Below are 13100 nucleotides of genomic sequence, written 5' to 3' on the forward strand. Positions count from 1 at the left end.
GCACTACTGGTGCTATTTTATTTATAAAACCAGCTCATATAAGCTAAGCTTTTGAAATTATTTTTATTTCAATATAAAATATAGGTACAACTGTAAAAGATTTGGAGGGTGATATAATTGGATATCCATGTATTAACAAAAGACGAAGCAGAAATTTACTTAGAACTTCGAGTAGAAGGATTAAAACAAAACCCGGAAGCTTTCAGCTCTTCTTATGAAGATATTATTAATAAAGAGTGTGCTATTGAATATAAAGCCCAAAAATTAGCACAAGATGAGAACTATACACTAGGTGCATTTAAAGATGGAGAATTAATCGGAGTTGCAACACTGGAAACGAAACCATATGTAAAACAAGAACATAAAGCGAAAATTGGTTCAGTATACGTGTCTCCAAAAGCACGCGGACTTGGAGCAGGAAAAGCACTTATTAAGGAATGTCTTGAACTTGCTAAATCTCTAGAAGTAGAGCAAGTTATGCTTGATGTGGTTGTTGGCAACGATGGTGCAAAAAAACTTTATGAGTCATTAGGCTTTAAAACATTTGGTGTGCAGGAACGTTCATTAAAATATAACGGACAATATTGGGATGAAGAGCATATGGTTCTTTTCCTTGATGAAGAAAAATAATAAAAAACATCCTCCATTTATGAGGATGTTTTTTTATTTCCTTGTAAACCATGCTGTATATAATAATTGAATGGCCTCTTCAATTTCTTCCTCTAATAGAGTCGCAAATCCAAGCAATACTGTATTTTCGGGAGAAGTCCCTTCCTTATAATACATCGAAACAGGATATACTTTAATACTCCTTTCAGCTGCAGCTTCCACTAACTCTTTCTCTTCCATCCCATTATGCACTTTTAATAAAATATGTAGGCCAGAGTCCTCTCCTATTACCTCAACCCCATTAGAAAAATATTTTTCTATTACCGAAACAAGGCGGTCCCTCTTCTTTCGGTACACAACGCGCATTTTATGAATATGTTTTTCCCAATGCCCATCATTTATAAATTTCTTAATGATCTCTTGATCCATTCTTGAAACGCTTTGTGTATAAAATAAATATTGCTCCTGATACTGCTTAATGAGCGGTTTTGGCAACACCATATAACTCATCCGTAATGATGGCAATAGCGCTTTAGACAGCGTACCCATATAAATTACTTTCCCATCTCTATCTAACCCTTGCAGCGCCGGAATCGGCTTTCCTGAATATCGGAATTCACTATCATAATCATCTTCAATAATATATCTTCCTTCTTCTTTTTGCGCCCATTGTAAAAGCTGCATTCTTCTCGTAATTGGCATAATCATCCCGCAAGGAAACTGATGCGAAGGTGTAACAAATACAACATTTGCATGGCTATCAGTTAACTGTGACATACAAATTCCATCTCGATCTAAAGATAACATTTGGACATTTTGTTCCCCTTGCTCAAAAACAACCATTTTCCGATGGTACCCAGGATTCTCAACTGCATAACGACTTCCCTTTAACATCTGAAATAACATTTTTACTAATATTTGCGTACCCGCTCCTATTACAATTTGACTAGCTACGCATCGTACACCTCTAGATTCATACAAATAGCTCGCGATTGCTTCTCGTAAACTTACCTCCCCTTGCGGATGTCCAAGAAAAAGTAAATCTTTATTTTCAACTTGCCATACCTCGTTCGTAATTTTTCGATATACATGGAACGGAAAAGTATTAGTATCCACACCCGTTTGAGTGAAATCAAATTTATACTCCTTATCTTGAAAAGGCGCTTCTCCTATCACCTCTTCGCTGCCTTCCACATGAATCATTTGCTCGATTTCACATGCAAAATACCCTTTTCTAGAAATCGACTCAATATATCCTTCCGCAAGAAGTTGCTCATAAGCAGCTTCAACTGTATTTTTACTCACTTGTAAATATGTTGCTAGCTTCCTCTTAGCCGGTAATTTCGTAAAAGCCGAAATCGTTCCATCTTTAATCTCTTTTTTTATATACTCATACAATTGTACATACAGTGCCGTCTTACTATTTGCATTCAAATTAGGCGTTAATTCTAACACAATAACTGACCCCTCTCAAAAACAAATAACTGATACTTTTTACAGTACCAGAAGTTCTATATAATTCCTTTTATCATGTAACGCATTAATAATCAAATACTAGAGAGGAGATGCATGATAATGAAAAATGGTAGACGCATTGGACTTATGATGATTATTACAGGAGCCACCCTATGGGGATTATCTGGTCCCATGATTCAGTGGCTATTTCAACATACTAACGTATCATCACTTGATTTTTTAACAATTCGCCTGTTGCTCGCTGGAATATTCATTTTATCTTTCTTGCTTATTAAAAAACAAAACATATTTCACATTTGGAAACACCCTAAACATTTTATACAGCTTATAATTTTCTCTATTCTTGGCATGCTTGGTGCGCAGTACGCTTTTATCGAAACAGTTCATATTAGTAACGCTGTCACAGCAACACTATTTCAATTTCTAGGTCCTGTTCTTATTACAATTTACGTTGCGCTTGAGCAAAAGAAATTCCCTGCTTCTATGCAAATAATCGCAATTATCACTGCTCTAACAGGGACATACTTTATTATTACAAACGGTTCAATTGAAAATATTGTTTTATCTAAAGCTGCTATTACTTTTGGCCTATTAACAGCGATTGGTTTTGCGTTTTATACCCTTCATCCGGCTTCTCTTATTAAAGAATGTGGAACAACTATAGTAATTGGCTGGGGGATGTTAATTGGAGGGATTGCACTGCTTATTTGTAATCGTTCTTTTGGATGGAATCAGATTTCGCAAACTTTCACACTTCAAACTTTTTCTATGCTTATTCTTATCATTATAAGCGGCACTCTTTCTTTCCTTCTTTATATCGGTAGTCTTAAATATTTAGCAGCAACCGAAACAAGTATTTTATCTAGCATTGAACCACTTGTAGCTGCCATCGTTTCAATCGCTTGGCTTAATGAATCTTTTGGATCATATCAATTATTAGGCGGAGTATGTATCGTTCTTTCTGTTATTTTCTTAACAATGCCTCAAAAAGAGAGAGAACCAACCTTTTCAACTGAACAAATATAAAGTGAAACTTTAATCAGTGGGGTTTTGTTCATCCCCACTGATTATTAGCCCGCACCAATCGGGCGTTTACGGGCAGTTAATGCGGGATAGAAAATGTCAAAAGAGGTCGTACAAAACTTACTACCTCTTTTGATGATTTAAAGGAATTGTCCCGCCTGCTAGCAAATACAATTACACTAACAATAAAAATTAGGAGTGTGGCAACATGAAAAAAATCGGAACTATGCTACTTTTCTCCTTCCTCATTACTGGCTGCGCACAAGTGCAACCAGATTCAAATGTACCTAAAAAAGAAATACTAGAAACGTCATCCTCTCAAATTAACGCACCTTCCTTTTTTCATCTTAGTGTTTTAAAAGATGTAAATTGGGAAGAAGCACCTTCCTTTACAGAGGGGAAGATGCCCTTAAAAGGCATTGAAGGAAAAATTGCAATGGCTGATAGCTCTATTATCGCAAATGAACAAAATGAAATAATGTGGTTCTTCCTAGATCCTGAAATGCCAACTGGAAAACTATCTATTATCGCGTTAAAACAAGGAACTACAACTCCAACACCAGTACTCTTTCAAAAAGAAACTTCCAAACAAACTTGGACTACTTCAAATACAGTCGATACAACTATAAAGGAACTCCCTCTCGTAATGTCACTACCTTCCTCTGGATTATGGGTATTAAATATATATGTGAATGAAAAATATTATAATCAGTTTGTAATCAACGCCGAATAAAGTGACAAAACTGAAACACTCCCTTACAACAATGTAATTTCTACGTCACGTACTTCGATAGTTGGATCATCTCTCTTCTCTTATACTTAAAGTAAGAGATGAAGCGAGGAGAGAGGAGAGATGAAAAAAATGATAGAAGTGATCGTGGCAGTAACTGAGGTTTTAGTAAATGGTAAACAAGTTGCAATGGAATTAAATAAATAATGAAAGGGGCTTGAATAAATTTATACTTCTTCATTGTTTTGATTTCTTATCTCAAAAAAAAAGCAGTGCCTTTTTAAGGCGCTGCTTTTGACTATTTATAACTTGGCATTTTCGTAATTTGCGCCACTCCTGAATCAATGGCTGCTTTTGCTACTGCTTCTGCAACACTTGGAACAACTCTTTTATCTAATGGATTTGGAATTACATAATTCGCATTACGTTCTTCGTCCGTAATTATGTTAGCGATCCCATATGCTGCTGCTAATTTCATCTCTTCTGTAATATCAGTCGCACGAACATCTAACGCACCACGGAATATTCCAGGGAACGCCAATACATTATTTACTTGATTCGAATAATCAGAACGTCCAGTTCCTACTACAGCTGCCCCAGCTTCTAATGCGTCCTCTGGGAATATTTCTGGGATTGGATTCGCCATTGCAAACACAATTGGTTTCTCGTTCATCGTCTGTATAAGTTCTTTCGTTAATACGTTTGGAGCAGATACACCGATGAAAATATCAGCTTGATGAATCGCTTCCTTTAATGTTCCACGTACATATTCTCGATTTGTCTTCTTTGAAACTTCGATTTGCGCTTCGTTCATCCATGTTTCACCTTCACAAACAATACCTTCTAAACTAACTAACGTAATGTGTTTTGCGCCAGCTTTTAATAATAATTTTCCAATTGCAATTCCTGCCGAACCCGCACCGTTAATAACAATTTTCACATCGTCCATTTGTTTACTTACAACTTTTAATGCATTAATAACAGCTGCTAAAACAACAATAGCCGTCCCATGCTGATCATCATGAAATACAGGAATATTCGTTTCTTCTTTTAATCGTTTTTCAATTTCAAAACAGCGTGGTGCTGCAATATCCTCTAAATTAATACCTGCAAATGTAGGCTCTAGATTTTTCACAAGGGTAACGATTTCATCCACATCAGTCGTACCTAAACATAGCGGGAAAGCATCTACATTCGCAAACTTCTTAAATAAAATACTTTTCCCTTCCATAACAGGCATAGCCGCTTTCGGTCCAATATTTCCTAAACCAAGTACTGCTGTTCCATCTGAAACAACTGCCACCATGTTCCCTCTTGCTGTATAGTCATACGCTGTTTCTTCATCTGCCGCAATTGCTTTACACGACTCAGCTACCCCTGGTGTATAAGTCAGACTTAAATCATCCGCTGAATTCACTTCTACTTTACTTGTAATCTCAATTTTTCCTACTAACTCTTTATGCAATAACAATGATCTTTCATTAATCTGATTTTCTAACATACTTATAATCTCCCCTTAATTTGACAAGCTAGCTATATGAATATAGCTAGCTTGTTTTGATCATGAAAACATTTTTAATAAAATTGTTGCTGTTACGACCACTGCTGCTCCACCTAAACGCGTTGAAATTTGCGCAAACGGCATTAATTCCATACGATTTGAAGCTGATAAAATAGCAACATCTCCAGTTCCACCTAAACCACTATGACATCCAGTTACAATTGCTGATTCAACTGGATACATTTTCATCACTTTACCTATAAGAAAACCTGATGCTACCATTGTAAGAACAACTGATGCACAAACAACAACATATCCTACGGAAAGAACTGCTGCTACGTCTTTTAACGGAATATATAGCAATCCTAAACCGACCATTAGCGGCCAAGTTAAATTCTTTGAAATAAATTTATATAAATGGAATGCACCTTGCTCCATTTTTGCTGGCATTAATTTAAAGTATTTCACAAGTGCTGCTGAAAAAATCATAATGATTGCTCCTGGAATACCGATAAACTTAGAAGCAAATCCTCCGAAAATAAAGAATGTACATGCAATCAATAACCCGGCTCCCATTAATGAGAAATCAATTGGTTTTTCTGTATTTTGCTCTTTTAATAACTCTGCTTGATTATCTGTTTTTACTAATACACCATTCCCACTAAGCTCAGGTCTCTTCTCACCTAAACGCTTCATATAGCCTGCGCTCACAATTGCAAACATATTTCCGATAATAGCTGCTGGAATAAGCTGTGATACAAATGTTGCTGATGATTCATTTAAAATATCACCGTAAGCTAGTGATAACGGTAAAATCCCTTCCCCAATACCACCACTCACAATTGGCACGATGATAAAGAAAAATGTCTGCTTCATTTCAAATCCAAATAGTGAACCTACTAATAAGCCTACTGCGATAGAAGCTAACGTTCCTACTACTAAAGGAATAAACATGCGAACGAAACCTTGTACTAATACTTTACGGTTCATTCCTAAAATACTTCCTACTACTAAACAAGAAATATATAAATATAAAAAGTTCGATTTTTTCATTAACATAGTCGCAGCTTCCATTGAAGCTGGATTCATCCAGTTAAAAAATACAAGTAACGATGGAATAAATAATGAAAGAATTGCTGGACCACCGATGTTTTTTAGAATTGGAATTCTCATCCCAATGTCACCTAAGAAAATCCCGATGATCATAATAACTGCAAATCCACCAATCATATCTGCTGGCAATTTATTATATACAGATGCCCCATAAATAATAGCAGCCAATACTACATATAACGGTAAAGGTATTACACCGATTTTTACATTCATAATTTTAGAAGCGAACGATTCTCTTTGTACCCCATTCTCCTCAGAAAATGATACCGCTTCCACATTCTTTTGAATCCCCATATGGCACCCCCTTGTTTTCTTAATTACAATATTAAAACGCTTTCAACAGTAAAAATAGTTTTTGAAAGTTTTGTAACTATTTTTGTAATTAAAAAAAGTATAAGCAACTTATAATAAGTCGCTTATACGTAAAAATCTATTTTATTCCGGTCAATACACCTTAATTTACTCACCGGTCTTCCCACACTTTGATACACCATTTCATTCTCTAATACTCCGACTTCAGTCAAAAACATTACATACTTTCGAATAGAAACTCTCGAAACCCCTACTAATTGCGCCATTTCATCAGTTGTAAATGCTTGTCCATTAAGCGATTCGATTTTCTGCCAAATGAGTTGCAATGTTTGCTTTGTTAATCCTTTCGGAAGCTCTTTATAGTCAAAGGACTCTCTTTTTTCTTTTTGTAAAATTAGTGAATCTAATTCCGATTGACTAATTTTTTGTTGTTCTTTCATGAAAGTAAATTTTTCTCGATACACAGTTAATGCTTCCTTAAAGCGTTCAAATGTAAATGGTTTAATTAGATAGTCTACAACTCCATATTGTAATGCTTTTTTGATACTTCCCATATCATGCACAGCTGAAATCATCATAATATCAATTTCTTTTTCTTGATTTCGAATATACATTAACAGCTCAAATCCAGTCTCCTCAGGCATAAAAATATCAAGTAATATGAAGTCTACTCGTGACTTCTCTAATACTTCTATCGCTTCTTTAACTGAGTTAACTGCATGGACAAGTTCAAACCCTCCCACTTGCTCTAAATAATGCGTATTTAACATCGCAACCATCGGATCATCTTCTACAATCAAAACTTTGATCATCTTATCTCTCATCCCTACTTTTAGGTATTTCAATCGTTATTGTCGTTCCCGTTCCTAACAATGAATGAACATAAATTTCCCCATTTATTCGCTGTATGCTTTCCTTTACAAGATGCAAACCATACCCCCGATTATCACCCTTTGTGGAATAACCTTTTATAAATAATGCATCAATTTCATCTTCTTTTATGCCTTTCCCTGTATCTTGTACTGTAATAATTAATGTATCCCCATATTGTATTCCAACTTCAACCTGTTTCTTCTCACAGTTCGTCACTGCATCTAATGCGTTATTAATTAAATTTCCGACAATGGTGATCAGTTCATGAATGATACGCTCATCATATATTTCTGGTAAATAAGAATCTTTTTTTATAATTAACTTTATATTTTTCTCTCTAGCATAACTAAGTTTACCTAGTAAAAATCCAGCAAATACTGGGCTTTGAATTTTTTTCATAATCCCCCCAATTTCATATTGATGCTCTGATACCATACTACTTACATATTTCTGCAATTCTTCATACTGCTTCATATGTGTTAACCCTAATACGACATGCATTTTATTCATAAATTCATGAGATTGAGCCCGTAATGCTTCCGCATATAGCCTAATACCAGTTAATTCTTCTGCTAATTTTCTAATTTCTGTTTTATCACGAAATGTTGCAATTGCACCAACTATTTCTCCTTTTACATATAAAGGAACACGATTAGTAACAATCGTAATCCCATAAATTTTTTGTTCTTCGTTTAATTGTACCTCTCCTGTTTGCAACACTTCTTTTATACGTGAATTCGGCATATACAATTCAACATCTTTACCAATAAAGTCTTCTTCAAGTCCACTTTTTTTAAATAGCCGTTTCGCTTCATTATTAATCAACGTTACTCTCGCCTCTTTATCTACAGCGATAATGCCTTCCTTTACAGATTGCAACATCGTATTTCTTTCCTCAAGAATTTTCGCTATCCTGTGCGGCTCAAGACCGAATAAGCTTTTCTTTATATGTCTAGCTAGCAATATTGCTCCTATAATTCCGACTAGTACTCCAACTCCGACACCAATATAAATAATATGTCTACTTTCCTTAACCCTTTCTTTTACATTATCTGCTGAAATACCGACAGCCACCGCTCCAATTTGTTCACCTGTTTCAGAAAGTATTGGTACAAATACTCGCATTGAAATACCTAAAGTTCCTTCTGCTAGCGATACATGTTCCTTCCCTTTCAATACAGGTCCTTCATCTCCCCCAATAAAATGATGACCTATTTTTTGAGGGTTTGGATGCGATTTTCTTATTCCATCCATATCCATAACTACAATAAATTGAACACCTGTATTTTTTAATATCCTATTTGTATACGTTTGGATTGCTGAAGTATCTGCTTTCCCAATCAAACCATTGATTACAACTGAATCATTCGCCACAATGTGTGCAATTGTTTTCGCTTTCTCTGCTTGGCTTTCCTCCGTTGTCCGTTCTACATTATGACTAATTAATATATCTGTCACAAGTAAAGAAAAAATTACAACTGTACAAACTAACAATGTAATCGTTTTCCATAAATTCCATAGTCTTTTTCTTTTTTTCATCCCGTTAATGACTCCCCTAATTACTGAATAGAAAAATAAGTAAGGTGATATTATTTTCACCTTACTTATTTGTTGTTATTATACTTTAAATGTACTAGTCATTTCTTATAGTTCTTTTCTTCTTCCATCAAATTAACTTATTTTTCTACAGCCGCTGCACTCTTCGTTATTTCAACAACTTAGAAAACAATACATAATAATAACATGTATTATTTTGCTCAATTATGCATTTTTGCATATTTAGTTATTTTTAAAAAGATTAACTTACAAAATAAGAGAACCCCATATAGAAGTTCTCTTGTTTCATATCACTTTCGCTTCTTAAAAACACCTTTCACAAAACTTTCTTTATGATCCGTATACTTCTTTATCCCGACCGAATGCTTCTTAGCATAATCTAATTTAAAATTTTTGTACTCCACTTTCGCTTCCTCATTGGCATTCAAATAATCTCTGAAGAAGATTAAATTATTCCAAATCCCCTTTTCATACTCTACTAAATGAATATAATGTGTACGTTTTTGAAAAGAAGGATCAGTAAACTTTGCAAAGATAATTTCACCAGGTCGTTCCACCTTTAATCGTAAAAATCCTATAGATTTAAAACCATCTATAATAGATTTCCCTACTGCATTTAAATCATCTACAGCTACTAATATGTCTATAATTGGCTTGGATACCATACCTTCAATAGCCGTACTGCCAATGTGCTCAATACGATTCGCCTCTATATGCATACTTTCTTGTATTTCATGTTTCACTTTAGAAAATTCTTTTTTCCACTCATCTGTATAACTCACTAACTTAATTTCGTCACCCGTTATTCCTAAGTCCATCCCCCTTTTCCCCCTAATTTATTTTGAGCTTTTGACATAACTAATCGCTTGGCTCCCCATTTGTACCCACGCCTTTTCAAATTCTTCTCTCGATACACTGATATTCGGGCTTTCATTAAGTGGATCTTGAATATATACAGACTCTTTATCATATCCAACAAGAACAACACAATGTTCATTATACGTAATAGAAACATCTCCACCATTTGTTTCCCATATAGTGAATTCATCCTCATCTAGTGGTGCATATGTTGCATTCGTAATCATTACTACCGGTTGCCCATTACTTACACTCTTATAAAGTTCTTCAATACTCTTCCCTGTTAAGTCCACAGCTTCATTCGGTAAATATTTTTTCGCTAATTGAAAAAGTGGTCCATGATATACACCATATCCCGATTCAGAAAACGTATAAATGTTCCCCACAAATCCTTCATTCGGATTTCCTCTTACACCATCGTCTAAAAAATTTACCTTTTTGATGTCACTCGCTAATTTCATCTTATCTACAGAAACACCCGCATATTGTAACATCATCGCTAAACTTGTTACTTCGCAGCCTCTATCTAACTCTGGTAATTGTTGAATTAAAGGCACATTTGATAACATGACTTTTTCATCGTTATTACTAAACTCTGTTCGTTTTTGACTTTGTATACTTGAAAATAGTAACCCCTTTACTTTCTCCACATACTTTGTAATTCCATTTGTATATGCACCCCATATCCCTATACAAAGTACGGCCATACATATATACCACTTCCATTTTCGTATCACCCTCACGCCCTTTTTAATTCGTTAAATACGAATAAAACGCATCAGCATCTGTTTGAAGCATAGGAACAAACTTAAGCTCTTTTCCCTTTTCAGGTTGTTCAAGATTTATCTTCTCCGCCAAATCTTGAATATTCAAATTCGCTCTATCCATATCCAGCTCATCTGCTATTTCTATTACCTTTTGCTCATTGATTTCTCTTAATACTTGATATATATCTTTGCCATATAAATCAATATGATATTTTTTTGCTTCTTCCTGCACTTTTTGTTCGTACACTTCTTGCGCTAACTCTTCCATCTCTTTTCCTTGTTGAGCAATACCTAGCTTTTCTGCCTCTTCTCTAACTTTCGTTCCATAGATTTCTTCCTCAATTTCTTCTACTTCTTTTCCTTCAATTGAAACACCAAGCTTTTCTGCTTCATTATTAATTTTAATCTTATTAATTTGATCAATTAAACTTACAATCGACGTATTCTCTATAGATATTCCTAGTTTTAACGCTTCTTGCCTCACTTTTGTTTCATAAATTTCTTCTGAAAGAATTCCAACATCTTTTCCTTCTACCGAGATACCTAATTTTTCTGCTTCTCTTCCTACTTCCGTTTCATGAATTTCCTTTTCTAACGTAATTTGTTCTTTCCCATCCGTTTCAATTCCTAATTTTTCCGCTTTTTCTTCTGTATGCATTGCATGTATTTTCCCATCATTTAATTGTTCTTTACTACGCTGCGTGTAATCGATCTTTCCTTTTGGTGTTCCAGAAGGAGAGGCCCCCCCTAATATACTTACACTCATTACTCCAATAGTGAATACCGTCATCATTTTCTTTTTCAAGACTTCTTCCTCCCTCTCACACTTTCTTTTTCCAGCTTTCCCATAATTTTTTTAATACTATACATCAACTTCATCACCGTTAAAAATAACAGTATGATTCATCTAATTCATCCAAAAATATCTACTCCAACATCTCTTTCTATTACAAGTTTCCATGATGTAATACATGATACAAGTTGTTTCTTAACTTTCCCTTAAAAAAAAGACGACCTTGTTTTTACAAGGTCGTCTTCTCACTTATAATCTTTGATTTTTTGGAAAAATCACTTCAAAACAAGTTCCTTCTCCCCATTTGCTCTCTATCGATATTTTTCCATAATGCTTTTCTACAATCCAATTAGCGATTGAAAGACCTAACCCTGCTCCTTCTGATGGACTTCTTGCTTTATCCCCTTGATAAAAACGATCAAATAACTTTGGAATATCCACTTCTTTAACTCCTATCCCGTTATCCTTCACTTGTATGCGAATCGAACTACTCGTTTGTATACAAGTAATTTGAATATGTCCACCTTCATTCGTATACTTCATTGCATTATCTAGCAATATGACCATCAATTGATGAATTCTCTCTCTATCGCCAATAAACGATATATCACGTTCTACTTTTAATATCATCTCTTTTTCTTGATAAGAAGCAATCTCTTTATATGGATCTACTATTTCTTCTAACAATTTATCCACTTCAAATATTTTCTTATCCATCTCGATTTGATTAGAATCCGAACGTGCTAACAATAATAAATTGCTAACTAGTTTTGATAGCCGTCTACATTCCTTTGAAATTGTAGAAATATCCATCGCCTTTTCTTCTATCGTTGCAGATGGTGACTGGAATAACACATCTGTTTTTGATTGAATAACCGCAAGGGGTGTTCTTAATTCATGCGATGCATCCGAAACGAACTGCTGCTGTTTCTCCCATGAATTTTGAATCGGTATGAGTGCTCTACCCGCTAGGAAAAAGCCGATTCCTATTGCACATAGACTTCCTATGCTGCAACCTATAACGAGAATTAAAAATAAAGTATTTATCATTTCTTTTTCGGCTGTTGTATCGCGTACGATTTGCACAATTTGTCCGTCATCCTGAAACGCTAATGTTCTGAAATAATGCCCCTTTACTTCTATATCCTGAAGAACTCCTAATTTCTTTGGCGCAAAAGCTGGAATATTCTCTGTAAAAATAGAGAAAAATCTAGGATTTTTCTCATCCATTGAGATTGTATTTCCCTTCCAGAACAACTTCATGACTCTTGGATCCCCAATTTGAATATTTTTCATGCCTCCCTTTGGAGGATTCTTAGATTTAACCCCATCTTTATATTCAATTATTTTTTCAAATGATTTATCTACTGCACCATAAATTCGATTATATGTGTATAAATAAATTATACTGCCTAATACCCCAATTAATACGATGAAAACTAATGAATTTACTATAGTCAAACGAATGCGTGTTTTTTGAAACATACT

Annotated in this window: 12 protein-coding genes; 3 read left to right on the forward strand and 9 right to left on the reverse strand. The window is 34.7% G+C overall.

Going from position 1 to position 13100, the window contains the following annotated elements; all coding sequences use genetic code 11:
• Positions 1 to 117 precede the first annotated feature (117 nt).
• Positions 118 to 630 carry a GNAT family N-acetyltransferase gene (locus tag MRBLBA3_RS06490; RefSeq protein ID WP_000351210.1) on the forward strand — a complete coding sequence of 171 codons (513 nt, stop codon included), beginning with the start codon at positions 118 to 120 and terminating at the stop codon, positions 628 to 630.
• Between the two features lie 33 nt (positions 631 to 663).
• Here the strand turns inward: MRBLBA3_RS06490 and MRBLBA3_RS06495 are convergent, their stop codons facing one another.
• Complete coding sequence (locus tag MRBLBA3_RS06495) at positions 664 to 2064, reverse strand: PLP-dependent aminotransferase family protein (RefSeq protein ID WP_000891864.1); 1401 nt, start codon at positions 2062 to 2064, stop codon at positions 664 to 666.
• A gap of 120 nt (positions 2065 to 2184) precedes the next feature.
• Between MRBLBA3_RS06495 and MRBLBA3_RS06500 the strand changes: the two genes are divergently transcribed.
• Positions 2185 to 3111: a DMT family transporter gene (locus MRBLBA3_RS06500; RefSeq protein WP_097811301.1), complete on the forward strand. Its 927-nt coding sequence runs from the start codon at positions 2185 to 2187 to the stop codon at positions 3109 to 3111.
• Between the two features lie 205 nt (positions 3112 to 3316).
• Entirely contained in the window at positions 3317 to 3841 is a 525-nt protein-coding gene (locus MRBLBA3_RS06505) for a DUF4871 domain-containing protein (protein ID WP_000719660.1), read from the forward strand.
• A gap of 295 nt (positions 3842 to 4136) precedes the next feature.
• On the opposite strand, the gene MRBLBA3_RS06510 is transcribed toward MRBLBA3_RS06505, so the two are convergent.
• The 8 genes from MRBLBA3_RS06510 to MRBLBA3_RS06545 all read right to left on the reverse strand — a co-directional run bounded on the left by MRBLBA3_RS06510 (position 4137) and on the right by MRBLBA3_RS06545 (position 13097).
• Positions 4137 to 5339, reverse strand: a complete 1203-nt coding sequence (locus tag MRBLBA3_RS06510) for an NAD(P)-dependent malic enzyme (RefSeq protein WP_000892411.1) — start codon at positions 5337 to 5339, stop codon at positions 4137 to 4139.
• Positions 5340 to 5399: 60 nt separating this feature from the next.
• Positions 5400 to 6746: a 2-hydroxycarboxylate transporter family protein gene (locus tag MRBLBA3_RS06515; RefSeq protein ID WP_097811484.1), complete on the reverse strand. Its 1347-nt coding sequence runs from the start codon at positions 6744 to 6746 to the stop codon at positions 5400 to 5402.
• Between the two features lie 122 nt (positions 6747 to 6868).
• On the reverse strand, positions 6869 to 7576 hold the full coding sequence (locus MRBLBA3_RS06520; protein ID WP_000598654.1) for a response regulator: 708 nt from the start codon (positions 7574 to 7576) through the stop codon (positions 6869 to 6871).
• A 1-nt stretch (position 7577) separates the two neighbouring features.
• Positions 7578 to 9176: a sensor histidine kinase gene (locus tag MRBLBA3_RS06525; RefSeq protein ID WP_000746427.1), complete on the reverse strand. Its 1599-nt coding sequence runs from the start codon at positions 9174 to 9176 to the stop codon at positions 7578 to 7580.
• Positions 9177 to 9484: 308 nt separating this feature from the next.
• The gene (locus tag MRBLBA3_RS06530; protein WP_363380294.1) at positions 9485 to 10012 is read right to left on the reverse strand and encodes a GrpB family protein; all 528 of its coding nucleotides are present in this window, start codon (positions 10010 to 10012) and stop codon (positions 9485 to 9487) included.
• A gap of 18 nt (positions 10013 to 10030) precedes the next feature.
• On the reverse strand, positions 10031 to 10759 hold the full coding sequence (locus MRBLBA3_RS06535) for a C39 family peptidase (protein ID WP_141528908.1): 729 nt from the start codon (positions 10757 to 10759) through the stop codon (positions 10031 to 10033).
• A gap of 43 nt (positions 10760 to 10802) precedes the next feature.
• Positions 10803 to 11624, reverse strand: a complete 822-nt coding sequence (locus MRBLBA3_RS06540) for a transporter (RefSeq protein ID WP_363380298.1) — start codon at positions 11622 to 11624, stop codon at positions 10803 to 10805.
• 237 nt (positions 11625 to 11861) lie between these two features.
• Positions 11862 to 13097 carry a sensor histidine kinase gene (locus MRBLBA3_RS06545; RefSeq protein ID WP_363380301.1) on the reverse strand — a complete coding sequence of 412 codons (1236 nt, stop codon included), beginning with the start codon at positions 13095 to 13097 and terminating at the stop codon, positions 11862 to 11864.
• Positions 13098 to 13100 lie beyond the last annotated feature (3 nt).

The sequence above is a fragment of the Bacillus sp. LBA3-1-1.1 genome (assembly GCF_040676495.1).
Taxonomy (GTDB): Bacteria; Bacillota; Bacilli; order Bacillales; family Bacillaceae_G; genus Bacillus_A; species Bacillus_A nitratireducens.

Coding starts and splice junctions, on each gene's coding strand:
- MRBLBA3_RS06500 (WP_097811301.1), top strand. CDS start 2,185: ATGAAAAATGGTAGACGCATTGGACTTATGATGATTATTACAGGAGCC.
- MRBLBA3_RS06505 (WP_000719660.1), top strand. CDS start 3,317: ATGAAAAAAATCGGAACTATGCTACTTTTCTCCTTCCTCATTACTGGC.
- MRBLBA3_RS06510 (WP_000892411.1), bottom strand. CDS start 5,339: ATGTTAGAAAATCAGATTAATGAAAGATCATTGTTATTGCATAAAGAG.
- MRBLBA3_RS06515 (WP_097811484.1), bottom strand. CDS start 6,746: ATGGGGATTCAAAAGAATGTGGAAGCGGTATCATTTTCTGAGGAGAAT.
- MRBLBA3_RS06520 (WP_000598654.1), bottom strand. CDS start 7,576: ATGATCAAAGTTTTGATTGTAGAAGATGATCCGATGGTTGCGATGTTA.
- MRBLBA3_RS06525 (WP_000746427.1), bottom strand. CDS start 9,176: ATGAAAAAAAGAAAAAGACTATGGAATTTATGGAAAACGATTACATTG.
- MRBLBA3_RS06530 (WP_363380294.1), bottom strand. CDS start 10,012: ATGGACTTAGGAATAACGGGTGACGAAATTAAGTTAGTGAGTTATACA.
- MRBLBA3_RS06535 (WP_141528908.1), bottom strand. CDS start 10,759: ATGGCCGTACTTTGTATAGGGATATGGGGTGCATATACAAATGGAATT.
- MRBLBA3_RS06545 (WP_363380301.1), bottom strand. CDS start 13,097: ATGTTTCAAAAAACACGCATTCGTTTGACTATAGTAAATTCATTAGTT.